Origin of the sequence: Oceanispirochaeta crateris, assembly GCF_008329965.1 — a bacterium.
Classification (GTDB): Bacteria; Spirochaetota; Spirochaetia; order DSM-2461; family DSM-2461; genus Oceanispirochaeta; species Oceanispirochaeta crateris.
Map to the genome: position 1 here is coordinate 478,204 of NZ_CP036150.1, position 22,526 is coordinate 500,729.

Consider the following 22,526-nt stretch of genomic DNA (forward strand, 5'->3'; position numbering starts at 1 on the left):
TAAACTTTTTTTAAAGAAGAATGAGAGATAAAATGAATACAACTGTCATGGTGACCAATCCTTGAATCAAGGTGGCCACCGTGAGTGATTTGTAGGCTGTTTTAACATCCATACCGGTAAACTGGGCAACAACCCAAAAGTAGGAGTCGTTAGCATGTGAGACCACCATGGCTCCGGCACCGATGCTCATAACCGTTAGAATGGAGCCTATGGGACTATTCAGCCCTAAAGTACCGAGAAGGGGAGCTATCAAAGCCGATGTTGTCACAAGAGCTGTTGTCGATGAACCCTGGGCAGTTTTCAGAGCGGCAGCGACGCAAAAGGGCACTAAAATACCAAGACTCCATCCACTCATGGATGCCCCCAGGAAAGAGGCGATGGATGTTGCCTTGATAATAGCACCGAAGGCTCCACCAGCTCCTGTAATCAATATAAAGGGACCGGCTGTTCTGATGCCTTCGCCCACCCACCTCATAAGCACATCTTCATTCATCTTTGGTGCCAGTCTTAATGCAAATAGAAATCCTATGAGAAGGGCAGTCACAGGTTTCCCTATGAAAGATATAAAATTAATCAATACTTCTGTTCCCACTGTGAGCTGCGGGACTTTACCGGAAAGAGAGCTTATTCTCGGGATTGAAGCTATTGTTCCCAATGTAATCAGGAAAATTGGAATGATAATGGGAGAAAATGACATAAATGTGCTAGGTAGTTTGCCATACATGGATTCAATGGTTTTCTCTTCTGTTTCCAGATCATAAATGAGGGCTTCTTCATTGTCCCGGTCTTCCTGAAGCTCCACTCTTTTACCTATATACCCAGCCCAAAGTATTCCTGCAGTTAAAGGAAAAATAGAAATTAAGAGCCCATAGAGGATGAGCAGACCAAGATTTTTTTCAAGTCCCAAATTTGCGGCTGCTGCAATAGGACCCGGAGTTGGGGGAACCAGGGTATGAGACGCATAGAGTCCAGTGGCCAGGGCTATGCTCATCATCGCTGCAGACACATGGGCTTTTTTTGTCACCGATTTTCTCAAGGCTGATAGGATGATGTATCCCGAATCACAAAATACTGGAATTGAAACAAACCATCCGATGATGCTCATGGCCAATTCCGGCCTCTTGGGGCCCGTTGCCCTTATGATCGCATCCCCGATTTTTATGGCAGCTCCTGATTTTTCCAGAAATACCCCAATGATTGTTCCAAGAGCGATGACTATACCGATGTTGGCAAGAATTTTTCCAAAACCGTTATTGATGGTGGGGATTATATTTATCAATTCAAACTGTCCTAAGACAGAAGCTCCGAGCCCAACGAAGAGAGAGGAAAAAATTAAAGCAATAAAAGGGTGTATATTGTAAACTGATGTCGCAACAACGATCAGTATGATTGATGAAGTAAATAACAATATCATTATCAGGTCCATATGAATGTCTCCTTCAAGCCCACTTCGGTTGTAATTTTATCATACTCTGATCAATTGATATAAAAAAAATTGTCTTTAGAATCGGAGAAAGAAAAAGGAGAGCAAAATTTTTGCTCTCCCTTTTTCATTGTGAAAAATACGTTTATATTTTACAAAAGAAATAAAGAAAGAATAAAGACAACAATAATACCAACAACTCCCTGTATCAAGGTGGCCACGGTTTGTGACTTGTAGGCCGTTTTAACATCCATTCCGGTAAATTCCGCTACGACCCAGAAATAAGAGTCATTAGCGTGAGACACAGTCATGGCTCCGGCACCGATACTCATTACAGTGAGGACAGCCCCCATGGTAGAATCGAGACCAAGTGAAACCAGGAGAGGCGCCATCAACGCGGAAGTCGTTACCAGAGCTGTTGTTGAGGAACCTTGAGCAGTTTTCAGAGCCGCGGCAATGAAAAATGGTACAAGGATACCAACGCTCCAACCACTCATGGACTGGCCAAGAAAATCGGCTACTGGAGTCGCTTTGATGATCGCTCCGAAAGCACCACCGGCACCGGTGATTAAAATGATGGGCCCGGCGATTTTTACACCTTCTCCAATCCACTTCATCAGAACTTCTTCATTCAATTTAGGAGCGAGGCCAAGAGCAAATAGGAGACCCACAAGAAGTGCCATCACTGGTTTTCCAAAAAACTTAAAAAGATTAGATATAAAGCCAGTTCCCATCAGATCTCCTGGAAAAGAGGCAATGGTTCCCATGGCAATAAAGAAAATAGGAATAAGGATTGGAGCAAAGGACATAAAGGTGGAAGGCAGTTTGCCGTATGTCTTTTCTATTAGATCTTCTTCGACTTCAAATCCGTTTTTGAAGAATTCTTCATTGTCGCGATCTTCCTGAATCGTAATTTTTCCACCAATGTATTTTGCCCAGATAAAACCGGCTATCATTGTGAAAAGAGAGACAAAAATACCGACAAGAATAACAAGACCGAGGCTGTCTTCAAGACCCAGGTTTCCAGCTGCGGCAATAGGTCCTGGAGTGGGAGGTACCAGAGTATGAGAGGCGTACAAACCTGTTGCCAGGGCAACACTCATCATGGTGGCAGAAACTTTTGCCTTTCTTGTCACAGATTTCCGCAGGGCGGAAAGGATGACATACCCTGAGTCACAGAATACAGGTATTGAAACAAACCAACCGATAAAACTCATGGCAAGGCCTGGTCTTTTGGGACCTACGAGTTTCAGGATTGTATCTGCCATTTTAACAGCCGCTCCTGATTTTTCAAGAAACACCCCTATGATCGTTCCCAGAACAATGACGATTCCAATGTAAGCCAGAATCCCACCGAACCCGTTTCTTAAGGTCGTTTCTACTGCCATTACATCAAACTGACCCAGAGCGGATGCTCCCAGCCCCACAAACAGTGCCGCAAAAATTAGGGCAATAAAAGGGTGTAATTTAAAGAGTGATGTTGCCAATACCATGAGAACGATTGACACAACCAGTAATAAAACCATGATCAAACCCATATTGATTAAACCTCCATAATTTTTCATCTGTAGTACAGGTGCGTATGTTTCAATGCAATATTCCGCATAATAAGCCATATATACAAAGAAATAGTGTAATCTGTACTACAAGTTGATGGTATCATGGGTTTTTAAATAATGCAAAAAATAAATTTCATTTTTTGCTTTCTCATGAGAAAATCATTTTAAAAGATATTTCGATCTGTAGAGAACTGTGTTTAAATTCTGAATATGTAGTAAAAAGAGTTAGAGGCTAGAGAGTGCTGGACAGCCAGGGATTCCAGCGTTTTTTGTCGGGAATCGGATCAGCTTTTTTGGACTCAGTATGAATAGGTCTTGTCAAATGTCTGACAGTATATAATGTGGCTAGTTCCAGATCATTTTCTTTGATGCTCTTATAGATTCGCTTATGTTGGGTTACTATCTCCTCTAAACTGAGGATATACAACTCATTTTTAGGAACATTATGCAGCAGATCCCAAATCAGCAAGTTTATCGTATGAAGCAGAAAATTCCCCGTTAGATGGGAAATAGCCGTATGGAATTCTCGATCAAGATAAAAAAAAGCCTCTTTGTTATGATTTTCCTTTACCATAGCTTTTATGGATCTATCCAGCTGATCATAATCGTTGTCTTTGTGGTTGTTAAGACAGAGTTCAAGGCTTAATTTTTCAAGAGCGCACCTAATGTCCTGAATCTCCTTTAAATTCCCTGTATGAAATTTTAGAGTGGGAAGTATGGTGTTGAGCAGTTTGTCCATACTCTGTTCTGCCACATAGGTTCCCCCACCTTTCTTTCTGAAAACCAGTCCAATGGCGGATAATTTTTCAAGGGCTGCTCGAACCGGACCGCGTGAGACGCTATATTTGTTACACAACTCTGATTCAGAGGGTAATTTATCACCAGGCTTGAGATCTCCCTTAACAATCTGCTTCTCAAGAAAGTCATAAATCACCGTGCTTTTTGATTCCATTACAGTTAAGATACATGGAATGAACTTCGATTGACAAGATCTGCAAAAAGCAGGTCGCTTTTGAAGTTCACTCATCTCTACCAGTGATTCTCGTCGTACATATTGATACAATAGTGAATATCTATCTTGATAGTAAAAATTTGCTGAGTCAAATTTACCGGATTTGTGAAATGGAAGGTTCAGACTCATATTTTGATCCCTACTGGAATATTTTTAATCTTTCTAAATATTGATCACTTTTTGTCTCCATCAGTTCCACACGCTATTGTTGTTATAGGTTTGATTCTGGAACTGACAATTCTGCCGTTTGTAAAGAAGTCTATGAAATCGCCTCTTAAGTATATCATTGAATTTCTTGACCAACATAAGCCAAGTTTTACTTTCTATCCTATTTTGTCTTTCCTGTTACTAACTAGTTTTACCTTTCATCGAACATTTTTCATGTCTTCATTTATTACCCTGATATTGTCTACATTGCTGATTTTCTTCAGTTATTATCTGATTGCTACTTCCATATCAGGTGCTAGGCTGCATCAGGAACATGAACGGATCTCAATGACTGATAGCCTGACTGGCCTATATAACAGACGGTATATGGAAAAACAAATTCAACAGGAATTTGACAGGTATAAAAAATGGTTGTGAGTTTGCACTGGTCAGAGCGGATATTGATATTTTAAAAATATCAACGATTTCTACGGACATGATTGTGGAGATTCGGTATTAATGTCCATCACGGAGAATATTCGTAAATCTATTAGAATATGTGACACGATAGGCAGGCGAAGAGTTTTTACTCTTGTTGCCGGGAACTAGTAAAGAACATGCTTTGACATTGGCAGAACGCATCAGAAAGACTGTCGAAAAACACAGATATGAATTTGAAAGCGGTAAGCAAGCCGTGGCTGTGACAATAACTCTCGGAGTATCTGTTGTGAATCCACGGGGTATTATCAGGGAAAGGTTCATGCTTGAGATCCGAAGAATATAGGTCAAAAAATCTTGGTTTTCTCAATCTTAGAAATCAATTTGTTAAGTGGAAAAATTGCAGGAATATTCCTCATTGATGAAAATATAATACTAAAAAACTGGTATATAAAATATGGATTCCAAGAAGAAAATTAAAAAACTGACTATTTGTTTTTTTAAATTTGTTCAATGAATTTCATAATCATTAAATTTTCAATAATTCTGAATTACCTGTGAACATAAAAATGTTCAAGACTCAAGTTTTCAATGAACAAGTATTGGAAATCAAATGAGTTGCTTATTTAGCTCTCAATTTTTGATATCTAAGAGAATCATTGTGTGTTAAAATTATTTTTTAGATTTTTAATTAAAGTATTCCTATGATGATAATAAAGAATTATATTTGTGTTAATTAAAATTCAATTTGTAAATGCCAAGAGCACAGGAAGGATACAATGAAAATAATAACCAAGATTATGTTACCGGTGGCGATCGTTTTTTTAATAAGTTTTGTTTCATTGTATTTTATGACAAAAAAGAACCTGAATGAAAACTATACGGCTATGATTGAACTTCTTGTGAACGAAAAGCTCGATGCTTATCATAATTTATTGGAAGGTTCTAGTGAAAATTTGAGGGCTTATGAAGAAGAAACATTAAGTGCGACTAAAGACCGATTGCTGAATGTGGTTCAATTAGCAAAATCAGGAGTAGAGCATTTTTACAATCTGGAACAAAGTGGTCAGTTCAGTAGGAGTGAAGCTCAGTCTCTGGCAAGAGAGTATATTGCAAATTTATCATTTGGCGCTGACAATTATTTATTTGCATTTCAGGATGATTACACGAATATCGTAACTCCCGTTGCTGCATTGCTAGGAAAGAATCTTGAGGATAGACTCGATGTTAAAGGTAATCCCTATGTTAAGCAATATGTGGATAATTGTGTTAAAGACGGTTATGCCTTTACAAAGTATTGGTTCGTAAAACCGGGAGACACTGAGGCTTCAGAAAAAATCAGCGCTACTATATATTTCGAAGAATGGGGTTGGATTCTTGGCACGGGAGAATATATAGATAATATTCAAATCAGTCTGGATGAAAAAACAGCATCAGCTAATGAAATGTTAAGAGAGGCTATGTATGGTTCCTCCAATATTGATCTCAGCGGAAATCCTGAATTAGAAAAAATTTTACTGGATGCCTATCCTTTTATTGTTAGCAGTGATGGTTCTTTTGTATATTACAAGGATAAAAGTCTGGAAGGAACAAAACCGGATTTAAGAGATTCTGAAACAGGAGAGGAATTATTACCGCTCTTTCTTGAAATAAAAAATGGGAGAGTTGAGTATCATTTTACTAAAAATGGCGAAGGATCTTATAAAAAAACTTCATTACTCAGGTATGTTGAAGAAGATGATGTCGTTATTTCTTTTTCCTACTATCAGGATGATGTTGATAACCTAATAACAACAGTATTTATTGGTATCTTTATACCTCTGATTATAAGTATGATCGCAATCCTAGGAGTGATTATAGCATTCACATTGATGGTTGTGGGTAATATTAAAAAAACGAATAACATGCTGAAAAATATTTCTCAGGGAGATGGAGACTTAACCCAGGTTCTTGAAGTCAAAACCAGAGACGAATTGTACGAAATGGCGGAAAGCTTCAATTATTTTGTCAATAATTTACGCATCTTAATTGCCAATGTAAAAGAATCGATTGATGGTACCAATAGGGTTAAACAAGAAATAACCGCCGGAACAGAAGAGACTACAACGGCCATTGAGCAGATCAGTGCGACCCTTAATTCTATTGGAACGCAAATTGATACACTGGACAAGAATATAGGTGGAAATGCTGTTGCTATAGAGCAGGTTACTACTAACATGGTCTCAATCGATGACCAGATAAATGACCAGGCGTCTATGGTAGAAGAGTCAACCGCAGCTATTACAGAAATGATTGCATCACTCAAAAATGTAGCAAATATTACAAGTGCAAAAAAAGAATCAACCACTGCATTATCTGAAATGGCTGATGAAGGGAAGAAGAAAATTGATGAAACATCTTCAGCTTTTAAAGTTGCAGTAGACCAAATTCAATCCATTCAGGTGATGGCTAATACAATCAATGCTATTGCATCTCAGACGAACCTTCTATCAATGAATGCCGCCATTGAAGCGGCTCATGCTGGTGATGCCGGTAAGGGATTTGCTGTAGTTGCTGATGAAATCAGGAAACTGGCTGAGACCTCGGCCTTGTCATCTTCCAATATTACAAAGATGATAAAGGAGATCACTTCATCTGTAGATATTGCTGATAACAATGTTGATGCCACTTCTATGGTATTCGACTCAATTCTGAAAGAAATTGTTGATACGGTTAATGCGTTCTCAGAAATTGAGGCATCGGTTGCAGAATTGAATATTGGTGGGCAACAAGTTCTTGATGCATCAGGTCAAATTAATGATGTGACATCCCAGATTAAGGCAGGTAGTAATGAAATCAGCAATGGTGTTCAGTCAATGCTTAAATCCTCAGACATGATTAAAGAAGTCTCTCAAAAAGTAACTTCTGGCATGGCTGAAGCCCAGGCCGGTACTCAGGAAATTGTCAATTCAATGCAGTTTATGATTGAGCTTTCTCAGAAGCTGGACAATATCGTTCTAGAATTAAAAGACAAATTTGGTACTTTTAAGACTGAGTAGATAATTCATCCTCCAGAGCTGTCTTTCCAAAAAAATCCCCTCTGAAAATAAGGGGCTTGGGTGGTATGCATCGTATAGTCCGATAATGGCTAGTAAACACCCCTTCTGTCTCTGACATAAGGGGTGTTTACAGTTATTTTAGTGATGATCTATTTTAAAATCTGAAAGGTCGTCTCATCTGTAGGCTTTCCACCGATGGTCGCCCTTATTGTGGCAATCCCCTCGGCTTCGAACGCTGATGCTACTTTTTCCTGAAGGTTTTTCCCGGGGGTCAACGCCACCATATATCCTCCACGGCCTCCTCCTGTGACTTTGGCTCCTAAAGCACCAAGAGACAAAGCTTTATCGCACAATTCGATGAGTCTTTCGTGAGAAAGTCCCATCTCGATGAGGACCTTATGGTTTTCATTCATGATCTTTCCTGTCTCTTTCAAGTCTGCCTTGGATAATGCCTGTCCTAGGTCTTCAACCTGTGTTCTGATGGTATTCAGTCTTGAATTGAATAGTTCCGGATCGGACTTTTCCTGTTCTTCTAGGAAGCCTTTTAAAGAGGCAGTGTTGGCGGTTACTCCGCTGTTACCCAAAACAATTTCTATCGGATTTTCAAGTTGAATTCTTTCAAATTGTTTTATCCCATCTTTTATTCTGTACTTAATGACACCACCGTATGTTGATACTGTATTATCCAGACCACTGGGTAGGCCGTGGTATCCGAATTCTCCTTCCCAGGCGACATGATTGATATCGAGTATGCTCATGTTCAGATTAAATTCTTTGTTGCAGGCCCGGGCAAAGGAGACACAAATAGCCGCACTGGCTCCAACACCACTGCCTGCTAGCAGATCTCCTTCTACGGTGATTTTGATTGGATTCTTTGCAAGATCCAGCTTCATAACTTCGATCATTCGATCAAAAGACACCTGGCAATCTTTTTCTTTTGCTTTTTTATACCCTGGTACTTCGATTCTTTTATCATCGAGAATCCATCCTGATCCTGAATTCAGTCTTTCCACAGTGCATTCCGTTTCAAAGGGAATCGCCGCAAGAATAGCCGGAATTTCCCAGAGGACAAACTGATCTCCAATTAAAATTGTCTTTCCAAAACCTTTACCTGTATTCATGATTTTCCATCCTTTTTATGAAGAACATTCTCCATTTCATTTATTAGCATTTCTTCTTGCCCTATTTTGACTGTTGTGGCGGCTGAAAGTCCGTGGCAGGCATCGGAGAAACCGCCAAGCCTCGTTGTGGCTTCGGGGAGGAAGGTATTTAAACCAGGGATTTCTCCTTTTCTGATCTTTTCTGTCAATTCTTTTGAAACCCGCATTGATATCTTGGATGAATCGAAGTTGATTTCACCGAAACCTGGAACCATATCGGGAACATTTTGAAATCCTGCAAGATATTTAGTTGGATCGAGGAAAGGCTCATCTTTTATCTGTGTACAAAAGACCCCGATCATCTTTACTCCCATCGGCCTGAATCTATCCTCAACATTGAACCATTGTAGATGGTCAGTTGTTCTGATATTTTTCTGCAAATTCTGAATTTCCCTATCAAATATCAAATCTTTTTCTTCTAACAGTTGATTCATATAGGATGCAATATTGGGATTTAAGCCATTTTTACATATTTCAATGCCTAAGGAGGGACCGTCACTGTAGTATCCAACACCTCCAATCGTATCTAAAATGGTGCAGATTTCCAGAGCCGCATACTCTGTATTTCCTAGTTTAATAAAGTATGTCTCTCCAGTTTCAGATTCTTCAACACGAATCAGATTCTGTTCTCTTGCAATTTTTAAAATATCTCTGTTTACTCCGGAAAGACATCCTTTTACCAGAAATCCATCTCCAACAGCTCCAAGCACTCCAAGGTGTGGAGAGTAAGACTCTTTTGAGTCAAATCTTTGTAGCAGAGCCCGCGCAAAGAGGGTGCAGGTGGCCGATGCAGAGATATCACGGTCGCCTTTCAAGTCATATAACTCACCATCCATGTTGAATACAGATTCATCACTTACTCTCTCAGCCGGATGATGATCCAGAATGATGACTAGATTTCTTCCGGCGTTTAACCTGGAAATCAATGGGGCTATCTTACCAGCAAAATCAGTGAAAATAATGACTTGATTCTGTACGGTGAAGATCTTGTTCAAGACCTCAGGGTAGGGTTTTTCAAGCGAATAACGCGAGACTTCCCAGCCCATGCTTTCAAGAGCCTGCAGCAGGATCGTCCCCGCACACAGTCCGTCTGTATCATTGTGATGCAAAAGGGTCACTTTCCGGAACTTTGAATCAATCAAAGCAGAAATGGCCTGTTCCATTGCTTGTGTTAAATCTTCAACCATCAGTAACCCCTTTCTCGTCTTTCTAAATGGATAGAATGAATGATATCGAACATTATAGACCCGGTAAATGATCGAAATCAACCAAAGATTTCAAATATGTTTGTTGCTACAAGACCCTTCAGGGAATATAATACGGTTATGAAAGAGAATGATCAGGTAAGACAGCTCCAAAACCAGCCCAAGAGGCAAAAAAGGATTCTTGAGCTGATTCACAGGGATGGTCATGTCCGAGTCCCCGACTTGAGTAAATTACTGAATGTCTCGGAGATAACTATCCGGAGGGACCTCTCTATTCTCGAAAATAAGAATCTTCTGGAAAGGACCCATGGTGGTGCTATTTCCACAAAGAGAATCTATAAAGAGGTCCACTATAACAGCCGTTCCTACACAGAGATGGAAAATAAAGATGCCATAGCCAAACTGGCTGCCGGTTTTATCAACGATGGAGACACTTTGTTTATAAATGGAGGCTCCACAACTTTTCATATATTTCGATATATTAACAAAGAGAATGTGAAGGTTGTGACTACAAATGCGGGTTCAATCGGGCAGATTGAGAATCCCGAAATCGAGCTAATACTGGCCGGAGGGCTCTATCACCCCATGTCAAACTCATTCTATGGCGGTTTTACAAATGACATCCTCAATCAGGTGAATGCCAATAAGGCTATTCTTGGTGTTCATGGAATCAGTTGCCGATATGGTTTGACTACGCCTATGCAGCATGCCGCTGAAACAAGCCGGCTCATGATGAACAGAACCAAGGGAGAAATTATTGTTGTGGCAGATCATAGGAAGATTGGTTTGGTTTCTGACTATGTTACGGCGCCTGTCAATAGAATCTCAACACTGATCACAGACTGGTTCCTTGATAAGGAGTACATTAAAGACTTCGAAGAGCAGGGAATCACTGTCATCCAGACTAATGCCCTAGAGGCTTAAAAAATTCTATCCTATTCCCAACATACAATTCTTGGTTTTTGAATTTTAAAAGTGACACGATCCATGGAAAACCATCCAAATCGATTCAAATTCCATCTTTCTAAAAATAATAATTTGACAGTCTCAATTTATCGGGTTAATGTTTCTTAATGATCATAAACGATCATTGGGGAGTGTGGTGAAATATCACACTATCACTAACATTTTTGTATGACCTATACTAAAAGGAGTGTCAGATGCAGAAAAAAGCTTTATTCATGGTCCTGAGTATTTTATTACTTGTTAATATGGCCATTTTTGCCGGTGGAGCAAAAGAAGCAGAGGGTGATCAGGATTATAAACTGGTCTTAAAACTCAGCCATGTGTTCAGTCCCGCTGAACAGCTCACAATTTCTATGGACGCAGTTGCTGCCAGTATTCTTGAAAAAACGAATGGTGCAATTGAAATTCAGACTTTTCCACAGGCACAATTACCTGCCTATAAGGAAGGAGTGGAGCAGGTGGTCCGAGGGGCAGATTTCATTTCTGTAGAAGATCCCTCATTTATTGGCGATTATGTTCCCGATTTCAAGGCTCTTTACGCTCCCATGTTATATCAGAGTTTTGATGAATATGTTGAGCTGACAAAAAGAGACATTGTCAAAAATATGATTGCCGAAGCCGAAGAACAGGGAATCAAAATTCTGGCTCTTGATTATATCTATGGATTCAGGAATCTCATCACAACCAAAGTTATAAGAACTCCAGAAGATCTAAGTGGTATGAAAATTAGAACTCCCGGTTCTAAATCCTATATTGATACATTGACAGCCATGGGTGCCAATGCGACTCCTCTTCCATGGGGTGAAACTCTCTCTGCTGTTCAGCAGGGTGTTGTCGATGGTCTGGAAGGCTCCGAGTTTACAAACCTGGGAACTAAGGTGTATGAAGGGCCTACTAAAAATGTAGCCACTACACGCCATATTCTGGGTACCTGCGGGGTTTATATTTCCACTGATGTCTGGGCCTCAATTCCTGAGGAATACCAGAATATTATTCAAGAAGAGTTTACCAAAGGTGCGAACGATATGGTAAGCTTGCTTAAATCTCAGCACAGCGGTGTTGTTGAAGAGCTTGAATCCTATGGCGTCATGTTTAATGAAGTAGATGGTATGGCTTTTAGAGAAGCCTTGGCTCCCTTGTATGACGAGCAGCCTGGGATGACTCCCGGTGTTTTTGATTCAATATTTGCAGAATTAGATTCTATGAGATAATCATATGTAAATCAGGCGCAGGAACGAACCTCTCCTGCGCCTTTTTTTTAGGAAAAAAAATGAGATCTTTTTTTAAAAAAATATTTCAGGATATTGAAGTATTTGTGAGCGGTTTATTTTTAACAATTACAGTCTCTATAGTCATCTTGAACGTTATACTCAGATATCTTTTTCAGGGGGGACTCTACTGGGTTGAAGAAGTGTCTACTACCTGCTTTATCTGGAGTGTTTTTATTGGCGCGGCTGCGGCATATAAATACAAAATGCATATTGGGATAGACTTGATTACAGCCCTGTTCCCCGAAAAAATCAGAGAGCTTATTTCCATCATTATCAACTTTCTTATGGTTGTGATTAATGGATATATTTTTTATCTCAGTACTCTGTTTATTCAGGCCAATAGTTTAAAACGGACTCCAGTGCTTGATGTTCCGGCACTTTACGTCAATCTGGCCATTACTGTCGGGTTCGGTTTGATGACTATTCATGCGGCACAATTTTTGTACAGGGAAATACGTCTATTTTTTGGTTTTTCAAAATTAGATTCACACATAAGCCAGGACGAATAGGGGAGAGAGCATTATGTCCATTTTTCCAATTGTTATTGTCATGATCCTTTATTTTTCGAGTATTCCCATTGCTTTTGCTCTATTGGCAGCCACTCTGGCGTATTTCACCTTTGGTGATACGGGAACACCCCCAGACTTGATTCTTCAGAAATTTATCACATCGGCATCATCATTTCCTCTCCTCGCAGTTCCATTTTTTATTATGGTCGGGGAAATTATGAACTTTTCAGGTATCAGTTCGAGTCTGATGAAAATGGCCGACGTCTTAACAGGCCATATGAAAGGGGGCCTGGCTCAAGTCAATGTTGTTCTTAGCACCATGATGGGCGGGATTTCCGGGTCTGCCAATGCCGATGCGGCTATGCAGTCCAAAATTCTGGTTCCTGAAATGGAGAAACGGGGGTATGACAGGGCGTTTTCTACGGCCATTACCGCAGCCTCTTCGGCCATCGCTCCGGTTATTCCACCTGGAATCAATCTGATCATTTATGCCCTTATTGCCCAGGCCTCTGTGGCGCAAATGTTTATTGGGGGCTATGTCCCCGGACTTTTGATGTGTATCGCTTTAATGGTTACGGTGTACATTATTTCAAGGAAGAGGGGATATCTACCGACCCGTGAGAAGATGTCGCCTCCCAAGGATATTCTGATACAGTTGAGGGAGTCCATTTGGGCTCTCCTGCTCCCTTTCGGGATTATTATGGGAATCCGGTTCGGAATATTCACACCCACCGAAGCGGGTGCCATTGCCGTCCTTTTTTGTACCATCGTGGGAGCCTTTTTTTACAAAGAACTGAAATGGAAACATTTTCCAATCATTCTAAAAAATACGGTTTACTCCACGAGTTCGGTTGTTCTTATCATTGTAGCTGCTTCTGTTTTTGGTCAGTATATGAGTTGGGAGCGTATACCGCACCAATTGACTCAATCTCTGATGACATTTTCAGGATCTCCCTGGCTTATGCTCGTTGTGATCAACCTCTTTTTACTCTTTCTAGGTATGTTTTTGGAAGGCGGAGCCGTTTTGATCATTGTCGCACCCTTGCTGGTTCCTGTCATACGAACCATGGGAATTGATGTTGTTCATTTTGGTCTGGTTCTTATTGTCAATATTATGATTGGAGGAATCACTCCTCCCTTTGGATCTATGATGTTTACCACTTGTTCTATAACCAAGGTTTCAGTGGGTGATTTCATGAGGGAAATATGGCCCTTCATCATAGCTTTGATTTTGGTTCTTTTGGTGGTTACATACATTCCGGCTGTCGTGATGTTTTTGCCGAATCTGCTTTAAGCAGAATCATCTTAGGAATGCAAGAATAAAGGGGAAAGCCATCCAGAGGCTGAAAAGGCTGAGAAAGAGAAAACTGCTTAATTCTAGATAGGCAGATATGCTTTCCAGCCTTTTTTCTTTCTTTTTGAATACATTAAATAGACCGGTTCTTCCAAAGTAGGCCAGATATGCAACCAGGGAGATGGTAAGGCCCATTCCCAAAGAGAGGGCTATGATTGAGAGTATTCCCAGTTTTAAAAGGCCCAGGGCAATTGAAAAACTGAGAATCATGATGACACCTGGGCAGGGGAAAAAGCTGGAAATCAATAATGTGGAGTAAAGATTCTTATCTTTCTCCTTGGGTCCATGATGATGAGCTTCTTTTTTAATAAGCCTGATCACCACTTTGATTGAAAAGTAAAGACTCAGCACAAAAAGAAGGATAAAGCTGATCCCTTCCATGTACTGACTGATATTGTTGATCTGAACAGAGGCCATTTTTTGGAATACATATTGAAAAAATAACACCAGAAACACGGCGGCTGATGCATGAGCACCAGCGGACATCATGGCCGCTGCCAGAGGTTCATACCATTTGGCTTTCCGTGATAAGAAGACGGAGAAAATGACCGTTTTTCTGTGACCTGGGCCTGCTGAATGGAGTATTCCATATAAAAATGCAAGGCCCAATATTCCTATTAAGAGAGCCGAATCATTTTTCTCCTGGGATTCCAGAAGCATGTTTCCGATGCGATCCCTAAACTCAAGTTGTTGTTCAATCAGAAATCCAGCATGTCCGGGAGGTCTCACCGAGGGTGTTTTCTTCCCTTCATTGTTTCCAAGAAAGGGATTGGCTTGGGCATACAGTCCGGCAATCATCATCAAAAAGATCAAAACAGATCTTTTATCTCTTCTAAAATCAATAAACAAAGTGAATTTCCTCGGGGTAGGCAGTCTCAAGACCGGGGAACCAAAAATCATGGGTCGTATCATCACCGACGGCTGCATAAGGATCATAATAGACAGGGTAGTCTTTATTTTCCTTCACAGAATAATCAAACTGAAAATCTTCATCACTGATGACCCTCACCGTGTCAGTTTCTTCGTATGTACAGGAACAGAAATAAGTAGGATCAAATACGGATAAAACAACTTGCCTTTCATCGCTGTCTTCAAGTTTCATAAAGAATCGGTAGCTTATATGATTGTCCTCATAAGAGAGGGAAAAGTCACTGACTTTCTGGGGAGAACTCCTTTTATCACCATCTCTTATGCTGATAAAAAAACCATAGTTTTCGAGGTTAATGAAGGCATTATTATATACTTCTAGGGTCTCTTCCGAATCAAAGATTTTATTTTGATCCAGGTCAAAAGATTGGAGTATGTCTATGGAGAAGTACTTGTCAAAACGATAGTCTACCCATACTCCTGTGAGTTCCATGTCTTCGAAAGTAAAGCTACAGCGGGTTGTTATGGACATGTGAGGATGAGCATGGATTTGAAATTGGATTAGGAAAAGAAATACGATGAAGAGCATGAATTTTCTGGAAGTCATATAACTTTTTAGATTACTTATATTCTATTGTCAAGCTTTGGATTTTGATTGGATTTTTAATCCATGGAAGATCCTGCTATTCATAATATAATAATTGACACATTCTTATTAAAACTGCAAATTGGTATGAATCGTAAAAGAGGAGATTCTAATGGCAAGCAGACAAACACATCATCTTCGGGGATATCTCTTTGCCTTGTTTGCTACGGTTCTGTGGTCAGGAAACTTTATAATAGCAAGGGGACTCAGTGGCGATCTCTCTCCCATCAGTCTTTCTTTTTACAGATGGTCCGTCGCTGTTCTTGTTTTCCTTCCTTTTTCAATTAGACAGTTTATTGTTGATTTTTCAACATTGATGAAACATAAACTCTACATTTGCATTAATGCCTTGTTGGGTATTTCAATTTTTAATACCTTGATCTATAGAGCAGGTCATACAACGACAGCTCAAAATCTCTCCATGATTGCCATAATTTTTCCTGTTTTCATCGTCTTAATCTCCGTTATTTTCTTTAAGGAGAAAATATCTATTCGCAAAATTGCAGGGATCATTATTGTCTTTACCGGTGCTACTCTATTGGTGAATAAAGGGCAAATTTCCAATGTTTTAAACATGGATTTCGTTGTTGGAGATTTTTGGATGCTCCTTGCATCTCTCATTTTTGCTATATACAGTATCCTGTTAAATTTCAGACCTGAAGGACTGAGGTTGATTCCCTTTCAGTTGAGTACCTATATTCTGGGACTGGTGTTTCTGACTCCCTTTTATCTGTATGAACAAATAAGTTCTCCCCAGATACCATTTGATTATGGCTCTCATGTTTTTATTGCTGTACTGTATGCGGGGATCTTTGCATCTATGTCTGCCTTTGTTCTATGGAATAAGGCAATCAGCTATATAGGACCCGTAAAAACAGGGATGATGTATTATAGTCTTCCGGTTTTCAGTTTCATCGAAGCCTATTTTTTCCTGGATGAGACAATTCATCTTTATTCCATCCTCTGCCTGATCCTCATTGTAACGGGAATTTTATTGGCCGTAGTTCAATCAACAAGGAATACATAGTTTAAATAATTTTGATCAGTATTGTGAAGGAGTCTCTGTTGTTGTTTAGAATGTAAGTTCTGAGATCTATGTATGAGGATCTCCGGATATATTCTCAAAGTATATAGGCATAAGAGATAATCCATTTTTTTTATCATTCTATCTTCTTCTACTGGATCAATTTACCATATTCTAATATGATCGTTGTTCAATGCGAAACCAGCTTAATAATATATTCATCATTTTTATTTTCTTGTTTTCCCTTGTTTCTGTTTTCCCAGAGAGTAATAGTATAGGATACATTTCATCATTAACACTTCCCTGGTACAGCGGAGGAGGTTGGGATGATTTCTTAGAAGATTCTTCCCAGGAACTCTCACCCACAGCGGTTGAAAATACCTCTCTCATTGGGTTTTCACTGGGGCTTATAGCTGTATCTCCAATTAACAGGTCTCTGTCTTTAAGATGTGAGGTCCTGCTTTCAGCTCAGGGCGGGGGATATACCTTTGAGTATCCAAATGGAGATTCTGATGCAAATCTGATCAGTGAAATCAATCTTGGTATTCCCTTCTCTTTAAAAGTGAATGTCCTCTCAGTTCAGAATAATGTGTTGTATTTAATTGGTGGGTTACAGATGAGTGCCCTCCTGAGCCAGGCTGAATATGCGCAACAGGGAGCTGTTTTCAATAAAACTAAACTTGATCGAGATGATTTCTCAATCTTGAATTTCTCATGGATAGGCGGGATCGGGGTGGATGTTCCCCATAGAGATCATATCATTTTTTTAGAGCTCAGCTATTTAAGAGAAACAGATTCTACATTGATCATTTATGAAAATGTCCACCAGAATGTTTTGAAGATGTCCTGTGGCATCCGGTGGGTTTTATGAGAAAAGGACATCTGCTTCCCTCTGTCTGTGTATTCCTATTCATAGTGTCTGCAGTTCCTGCTGTTTCTCAGGATTTCAAGAATTACAGTCTGGGCCTTTCTGAAACTATTTTGAGCAATAATCTGTTATGGGGATTTAATCGATACATTCATCAAACTGATTATGGAATGATAACCATGGATTCTGTGCAGAAAAATGTGACAGGACCCTGGGTTTGGGACCAGGATGAGTTTATAGTAAACCATCTGGGACACCCCTATCAGGGAGCTGTCTATTATAGCTCCGGACGATCTTCGGGTAATAGTTTCTGGAGTTCTGCCTCTTTGACCCTGTTGGGAAGTTTGTCCTGGGAACTTTTGATGGAGACGGAGACTCCCTCAAAAAATGATTTGATTATAACGACTTTTGGGGGAGTCACCTTCGGAGAGATGTTATTCCGAATTTCTGAATCTCTCCGCTACGGCGCGGAAGGGGATGAAAAGAGTCCGGGATTTTTCAGGAGATTAGGAGCCAATATCATAAGTCCATTTTCCGGGATCAACGACTATTTTGTACCAGGGAAGAAAGCCAGGACCGTTCACATTGGTGGATATCAATCTGTAGGAGTGGGACGGAGTTATTTTATTGTTCGGTTGAAACAAAGTCCGGAAGAAAGTTTTTCCAGTGATGGGGTAGACCTCATTTATCATTTAAACCTGATCTATGGAGAACCAGTTACCGGACATAACACAGACCCTTTTGATTTTTTTACAATATCAACCGAGATCAATCTCTCTTATGGCAATGAGTCATTTTTGAGTTTTTTTACAGAAGGGCTGATCTATGACCGGGCCTTTTTTTCTGATGGAAATTTTAAACAAAGTTTGGGGCTCTACCTGAATTATGACTTTGTGAATAACAGAATTATTAATCTGAGTGCAAATGGAGCGGGAATCGGGTGGATAAGTGAATCATCCATTGGATCGAGCTGGTCCTACAATTCCTCAATATACATAAATTATATTTTTATGGGTGCCAGCAGCATCATATATCTAAAATACAATGACCTTTATCTGACAGCTCCTGAATATGAAAGGCGGAACTATAGCCTGAATACAGGATATAATGTCAAAACAAGTTTTTCTTTGAGTTGGAAGGAGTCATTATTTTTTGATGCGTATTATGCCTTATACAATCTCTTTATCATTGATTCTTCTGTCCCGGAAGACGGTTCCAAAGGGAGTGAGTTTATAGGAATTATAGGTGCATCCTGTCGAAAAAAAATCTCTGATGACTTCTTTGTGGGAATTAAAGGTCAGATTTTTCATAAAGAGAGTTTCTTTGAAAACCAAAAAGATGCGCATGAAATTGTTCCCGTTTATTCAATGTATTATGGCTTTGAATTTTAAAATAATGTGGACGAATATCAGATCCTTTCATTGTATTTATTAGACCTTTCTCTGTGGGATTCCATTTTTAGAACTCCTATGTAAATTGCATTTGTTCTTCAAGTACTATAAGATGTACTATCCTTTTTACGAAGTAGGATTGCATGACCACTCTACCTTTCTATAATGTAAATTCTGAAGTCGGGAAGCTGGAATCTGTCCTCCTTCACAGACCGGGAAAAGAACTTGAACGATTAACACCTCAATCCCTAGAAGAACTTCTTTTTGATGATATACCATGGCTGGGACGGATGCAGGAAGAGCATGATATGTTCGCAGATGTGCTAAGGAGTCGGGGCTGCCAGGTTTTCTACTATGACAGACTACTGGAGAAGATCCTGGAAGATGAGTCTGTTAAAAAAGAGATGGTAGAGGAGCTTTCTGTTTTAACTGGTTTTGGACGATTAAAAGAAAAGGATGCCATCTTAGAACACCTTCTATCCAGAACCCCGGCGGCATTGACTGAGATCCTGATTGCCGGTCTTCATAAAAGCGAAATTTCCTATAAAGAGGACCATAGAAGCCTCTCTTACTATATTGCCGACGAGTATCCTTTTTATATCAATCCCCTCCCCAATTTATACTTTACTAGAGATCCAGGTGCAGTGATCGGAAATGGTATCTCAATCAATTCCATGAAAACATCAGCCCGGAATCGGGAAACCATGATCCTTTCCTATATCAATCGTCATCATGAAAAGATCAATTGCCATGAAGTACCACAGTGGTATGGATATCATCAGAATGAGCCCATTGAAGGGGGGGATATACTTGTTCTGAGTAAGTCTGTTCTCGCCATCGGTTGCAGTGCCCGATCTTCAGCGGTGGCCATTGAAAAACTGGCGGAGAATCTATTTAAATCTAACTCTTCTATTGAAGAGGTTCTGGTGATTCAGATACCTTTTAAGAGGGCTTATATGCATCTGGATACTGTTTTTACCATGCTGGACCGGGATAAATTTACGATTTTTCCGGGAATCGAGAATGATATTAAGGTATTCAGTCTTAAAAACTCATTGAAGAAAGCTGGTTCTTTAAAGATTACTGCCCGTACTGATCTGAATAAAGCGCTTTGCAAGGCCTTGAAACTGAATCAGGTTCTGATTATTCCCAGTGGTGGGGGGGATAAAATTACAGCGGCTAGAGAACAATGGAATGATAGTACCAATACGCTGGCTATTTCACCCGGAACTGTTGTAACATATCGGAGAAATACTGCTTCCAACGATTCTCTGCGTGAAAATGGTGTGGAAGTTGTTGAAATTGAAGGATCTGAACTTGTACGCGGACGGGGAGGTCCCCGTTGTATGAGCATGCCTTTGAGAAGAACTGATTTAGATTAAAATAATGTTTAAGACATGTTGAAGGAGAATCATATGGCTGTCAATTTAAGAGGAAGGCATCTACTTACACTGAAGGATTTTACTCCCGAAGAGTGCCGTTATCTTCTGGATCTGTCACTGGATCTTAAAAGAAAGAAAAGAGCCGGGATCAGAGGTAATCTTCTGGACGGTAGGAATATAGTTTTGCTTTTTGAAAAGGCCTCTACAAGAACCAGATGTGCCTTTGAAACCGCTGCATTTGATGAAGGCGCTCAGGTGACCTTCCTAACCAATAGCCAGATGGGCAAAAAAGAGTCTATTGAAGACACGGCGAAGGTCCTGGGAAGATTCTATGACGGAATCGAGTTTCGGGGATTCAAACAGGACACAGTGGAAGATCTCGCGAAATATTCAGGCGTTCCTGTCTGGAACGGACTGACTGATCTGTATCATCCCACCCAAATCCTTGCAGATTTTTTGACCGTGATGGAACACTGTAATAAACCTCTGAATAAGGTTAAATTTGTCTATGCCGGTGATGCCCGTAATAATATGGGAAACTCTCTGATGATTGGTGCTGCCAAGATGGGTATGCATTTTGTTGCCCTGGCTCCAAAAGAACTCTTTCCTTCAGAGGCACTGGTTGCCGAAATGAAAGAAATAGCCAAGGAAACCGGAGCTGTTATCGAATTGTCTGAAAGTCTGGACGCCGTGAAAGGGGCTGATGTCCTTTATACGGATGTCTGGGTATCCATGGGCGAAGAGGCCATGTTTGAAGAAAGGATCAAGCAGCTGAAACCCTATCAGGTCAATATGGAGATGGTTAAAAAAACAGGCAATGACGACGTACTGTTCATGCATTGTCTGCCGGCTTTTCATGATACAGAAACAGATATAGCCAAAGATGTGAAAGAAAAATTCGGACTGGATTCCATGGAAGTGACGGATGAGGTGTTCAGAAGCAAGCATTCTGTGGTTTTTGATGAAGCCGAAAATAGGATGCATACCATAAAAGCCGTTATGGTCGCAACCATAGGCAATGTCTGACCCATCATGAATTTACTAGCCCATAACCCGTCTTGGGTGTGGGCCTTATTAAGCCTATTAAGAAAGTGGAGGCACAGCTGAGTGCAGTCTGAAAATAAAAGGGCTACTAGAGCCGTAATCCATCTGGATCGCATAGTCCATAATCTGGATTGTATAAAATCATTGACATCAGGAAATCAAAAAATCTGTATTGCCGTAAAAGCGGATGCTTACGGACATGGGGCTCTCCAGGTCTCCCGTAAGGCTCTGGAATGGGGGGTCGACTTTCTGGCTGTGGCAACCGTAAATGAGGGCCGGCTTCTGCGTGAAGGGGGAATCACCGCCCCAGTGCTCCTCTTTGGCTTTGCCTTAGATGAGGAAATCAACGATATCGTTAAGTATGATTTGACTCCCTTTGTGGGAGATGTGCACTATGTTGAGAAACTCAATAAAGAAGCTCACAAGTTGGGAGTGGTCCTCAATGTGCATTTGAAAATAGATACAGGAATGGGCCGAATCGGAGTCACTCCCGATGAAGCTCTTCCTTTGGCAGAACTCCTTGGGACAATGAAAAACTTGAAAATGGGAGGTATCTGTACGCATCTTCCGGTGTCTGATAGTTCTTCTACAGACGATGTCCGCTTTACGCGGGAACAGATAAACCTCTTTGCGAAGACCGTTAAAACTCTCAAAAACAGCGGGATTGATCCCGGTATTGTTCACGCGGCTAATTCGGGAGCCATCATTGCTTATCCCGAAGCTCATTTTGATATGGTCCGTCCTGGAATCTGCCTTTATGGATACTACCCTGATCCCGGAATGAAGAAGTCTGTAGAATTTAGACCTGTCATGGACTTTATTTCAAAACTGACTTTTTTGAAACGGGTTAAAAAGGGTACCGCAATCTCTTATGGCAGAACCTGGGAGGCGCCCCGGGATACTTGGATTGCCACCGTACCTGCAGGTTATGCCGACGGGTATAACCGAATGCTCTCGTCCCGCGGGAGGGTTCTGGTCAATGGTAAATCCTGCCCTGTGGCCGGTCGTGTCTGCATGGATCAATTTATGATTGATCTGGGCGATGAAACAGAGGCCGCTTTGTATGATGACGTATTACTTTTCGGCAGCCAGGAGGGGAGCCTGAGCGCCGCAGATATAGCAGCAATTGCCGGGACAATCCCTTATGAGATCACCTGTAATATTAACAAACGAGTTCCCCGGGACTACAAAGAGTAATCCCTTTGTTCTATACATGATTCGA

Annotated in this window: 18 protein-coding genes and 1 pseudogene; 12 read left to right on the forward strand and 7 right to left on the reverse strand. The window is 40.5% G+C overall.

Annotated features, from left to right (window positions below; translation table 11 throughout):
- Window positions 1-10: 10 nt before the first annotated feature.
- The 3 genes from EXM22_RS02180 to EXM22_RS02190 form a co-directional block, all read right to left on the reverse strand.
- Window positions 11-1,426 carry a GntP family permease gene (locus EXM22_RS02180; protein WP_149484939.1) on the reverse strand — a complete coding sequence of 472 codons (1,416 nt, stop codon included), beginning with the start codon at window positions 1,424-1,426 and terminating at the stop codon, window positions 11-13.
- Between the two features lie 149 nt (window positions 1,427-1,575).
- Entirely contained in the window at window positions 1,576-2,961 is a 1,386-nt protein-coding gene (locus tag EXM22_RS02185) for a GntP family permease (protein ID WP_149484940.1), read from the reverse strand.
- A gap of 253 nt (window positions 2,962-3,214) precedes the next feature.
- A complete protein-coding gene (locus tag EXM22_RS02190; RefSeq protein ID WP_168203301.1) occupies window positions 3,215-3,934 on the reverse strand; it encodes a FadR/GntR family transcriptional regulator in 720 nt (239 codons plus the stop codon).
- Window positions 3,935-4,618: 684 nt separating this feature from the next.
- Here EXM22_RS02190 and EXM22_RS02205 point away from each other — a divergent pair.
- Window positions 4,619-4,925, forward strand: a pseudogene (locus EXM22_RS02205) (diguanylate cyclase).
- Window positions 4,926-5,358: 433 nt separating this feature from the next.
- The gene (locus tag EXM22_RS02210) at window positions 5,359-7,617 is read left to right on the forward strand and encodes a cache domain-containing protein (protein WP_149484944.1); all 2,259 of its coding nucleotides are present in this window, start codon (window positions 5,359-5,361) and stop codon (window positions 7,615-7,617) included.
- A 149-nt stretch (window positions 7,618-7,766) separates the two neighbouring features.
- Here the strand turns inward: EXM22_RS02210 and mvk are convergent, their stop codons facing one another.
- The gene (gene mvk, locus EXM22_RS02215; RefSeq protein WP_149484945.1) at window positions 7,767-8,738 is read right to left on the reverse strand and encodes a mevalonate kinase; all 972 of its coding nucleotides are present in this window, start codon (window positions 8,736-8,738) and stop codon (window positions 7,767-7,769) included.
- Window positions 8,735-9,964 (reverse strand): DHH family phosphoesterase, encoded by a 1,230-nt coding sequence (locus EXM22_RS02220; RefSeq protein WP_149484946.1) that lies wholly within the window; start codon window positions 9,962-9,964, stop codon window positions 8,735-8,737. The genes mvk and EXM22_RS02220 overlap by 4 nt, the downstream gene beginning before the upstream one ends.
- Window positions 9,965-10,003: 39 nt before the next feature.
- Here EXM22_RS02220 and EXM22_RS02225 point away from each other — a divergent pair, with 39 nt between their 5' ends.
- The 4 genes from EXM22_RS02225 (at window position 10,004) to EXM22_RS02240 (ending at window position 14,022) form a co-directional block, all read left to right on the forward strand.
- Window positions 10,004-10,906, forward strand: a complete 903-nt coding sequence (locus EXM22_RS02225) for a DeoR/GlpR family DNA-binding transcription regulator (protein ID WP_149484947.1) — start codon at window positions 10,004-10,006, stop codon at window positions 10,904-10,906.
- A gap of 236 nt (window positions 10,907-11,142) precedes the next feature.
- Window positions 11,143-12,159, forward strand: a complete 1,017-nt coding sequence (locus EXM22_RS02230; RefSeq protein WP_149484948.1) for a C4-dicarboxylate TRAP transporter substrate-binding protein — start codon at window positions 11,143-11,145, stop codon at window positions 12,157-12,159.
- 59 nt (window positions 12,160-12,218) lie between these two features.
- The gene (locus EXM22_RS02235) at window positions 12,219-12,728 is read left to right on the forward strand and encodes a TRAP transporter small permease (RefSeq protein ID WP_149484949.1); all 510 of its coding nucleotides are present in this window, start codon (window positions 12,219-12,221) and stop codon (window positions 12,726-12,728) included.
- A 13-nt stretch (window positions 12,729-12,741) separates the two neighbouring features.
- Window positions 12,742-14,022, forward strand: a complete 1,281-nt coding sequence (locus EXM22_RS02240) for a TRAP transporter large permease (RefSeq protein ID WP_149484950.1) — start codon at window positions 12,742-12,744, stop codon at window positions 14,020-14,022.
- A gap of 6 nt (window positions 14,023-14,028) precedes the next feature.
- On the opposite strand, the gene EXM22_RS02245 is transcribed toward EXM22_RS02240, so the two are convergent.
- A complete protein-coding gene (locus EXM22_RS02245) occupies window positions 14,029-14,931 on the reverse strand; it encodes a nickel/cobalt transporter (protein ID WP_168203303.1) in 903 nt (300 codons plus the stop codon).
- The gene (locus EXM22_RS02250) at window positions 14,921-15,556 is read right to left on the reverse strand and encodes a DUF1007 family protein (RefSeq protein ID WP_149484952.1); all 636 of its coding nucleotides are present in this window, start codon (window positions 15,554-15,556) and stop codon (window positions 14,921-14,923) included. Before EXM22_RS02250 ends, EXM22_RS02245 begins: the two co-directional genes overlap by 11 nt.
- Window positions 15,557-15,707: 151 nt before the next feature.
- Here EXM22_RS02250 and EXM22_RS02255 point away from each other — a divergent pair, with 151 nt between their 5' ends.
- The 6 genes from EXM22_RS02255 (at window position 15,708) to alr (ending at window position 22,501) form a co-directional block, all read left to right on the forward strand.
- Window positions 15,708-16,622 (forward strand): DMT family transporter, encoded by a 915-nt coding sequence (locus EXM22_RS02255; protein WP_149484953.1) that lies wholly within the window; start codon window positions 15,708-15,710, stop codon window positions 16,620-16,622.
- 190 nt (window positions 16,623-16,812) lie between these two features.
- The gene (locus tag EXM22_RS02260) at window positions 16,813-17,490 is read left to right on the forward strand and encodes an outer membrane beta-barrel protein (RefSeq protein WP_149484954.1); all 678 of its coding nucleotides are present in this window, start codon (window positions 16,813-16,815) and stop codon (window positions 17,488-17,490) included.
- Window positions 17,487-18,878, forward strand: coding sequence for a DUF3943 domain-containing protein (locus EXM22_RS02265; protein ID WP_149484955.1), 1,392 nt, complete (start codon window positions 17,487-17,489; stop codon window positions 18,876-18,878). The genes EXM22_RS02260 and EXM22_RS02265 overlap by 4 nt, the downstream gene beginning before the upstream one ends.
- Window positions 18,879-19,021: 143 nt before the next feature.
- Entirely contained in the window at window positions 19,022-20,260 is a 1,239-nt protein-coding gene (locus EXM22_RS02270; RefSeq protein WP_149484956.1) for an arginine deiminase, read from the forward strand.
- A 15-nt stretch (window positions 20,261-20,275) separates the two neighbouring features.
- Window positions 20,276-21,286, forward strand: a complete 1,011-nt coding sequence (argF, locus tag EXM22_RS02275) for an ornithine carbamoyltransferase (protein WP_342780275.1) — start codon at window positions 20,276-20,278, stop codon at window positions 21,284-21,286.
- 81 nt (window positions 21,287-21,367) lie between these two features.
- Window positions 21,368-22,501, forward strand: a complete 1,134-nt coding sequence (alr, locus tag EXM22_RS02280; protein ID WP_149484958.1) for an alanine racemase — start codon at window positions 21,368-21,370, stop codon at window positions 22,499-22,501.
- Window positions 22,502-22,526: the final 25 nt, after the last annotated feature.

Bases quoted from the DNA above. Each gene is read 5' to 3' on its own strand.
- EXM22_RS02240 (WP_149484950.1), top strand. From the start codon at position 12,742: ATGTCCATTTTTCCAATTGTTATTGTCATGATCCTTTATTTTTCGAGT.
- EXM22_RS02220 (WP_149484946.1), bottom strand. From the start codon at position 9,964: ATGGTTGAAGATTTAACACAAGCAATGGAACAGGCCATTTCTGCTTTG.
- EXM22_RS02180 (WP_149484939.1), bottom strand. From the start codon at position 1,426: ATGGACCTGATAATGATATTGTTATTTACTTCATCAATCATACTGATC.
- EXM22_RS02190 (WP_168203301.1), bottom strand. From the start codon at position 3,934: ATGGAATCAAAAAGCACGGTGATTTATGACTTTCTTGAGAAGCAGATT.
- EXM22_RS02210 (WP_149484944.1), top strand. From the start codon at position 5,359: ATGAAAATAATAACCAAGATTATGTTACCGGTGGCGATCGTTTTTTTA.
- argF (WP_342780275.1), top strand. From the start codon at position 20,276: ATGTTGAAGGAGAATCATATGGCTGTCAATTTAAGAGGAAGGCATCTA.
- EXM22_RS02265 (WP_149484955.1), top strand. From the start codon at position 17,487: ATGAGAAAAGGACATCTGCTTCCCTCTGTCTGTGTATTCCTATTCATA.
- EXM22_RS02255 (WP_149484953.1), top strand. From the start codon at position 15,708: ATGGCAAGCAGACAAACACATCATCTTCGGGGATATCTCTTTGCCTTG.
- mvk (WP_149484945.1), bottom strand. From the start codon at position 8,738: ATGAATACAGGTAAAGGTTTTGGAAAGACAATTTTAATTGGAGATCAG.
- EXM22_RS02235 (WP_149484949.1), top strand. From the start codon at position 12,219: ATGAGATCTTTTTTTAAAAAAATATTTCAGGATATTGAAGTATTTGTG.
- EXM22_RS02225 (WP_149484947.1), top strand. From the start codon at position 10,004: ATGATATCGAACATTATAGACCCGGTAAATGATCGAAATCAACCAAAG.
- EXM22_RS02250 (WP_149484952.1), bottom strand. From the start codon at position 15,556: ATGACTTCCAGAAAATTCATGCTCTTCATCGTATTTCTTTTCCTAATC.
- EXM22_RS02230 (WP_149484948.1), top strand. From the start codon at position 11,143: ATGCAGAAAAAAGCTTTATTCATGGTCCTGAGTATTTTATTACTTGTT.
- EXM22_RS02260 (WP_149484954.1), top strand. From the start codon at position 16,813: ATGCGAAACCAGCTTAATAATATATTCATCATTTTTATTTTCTTGTTT.
- EXM22_RS02270 (WP_149484956.1), top strand. From the start codon at position 19,022: ATGACCACTCTACCTTTCTATAATGTAAATTCTGAAGTCGGGAAGCTG.
- EXM22_RS02185 (WP_149484940.1), bottom strand. From the start codon at position 2,961: ATGGGTTTGATCATGGTTTTATTACTGGTTGTGTCAATCGTTCTCATG.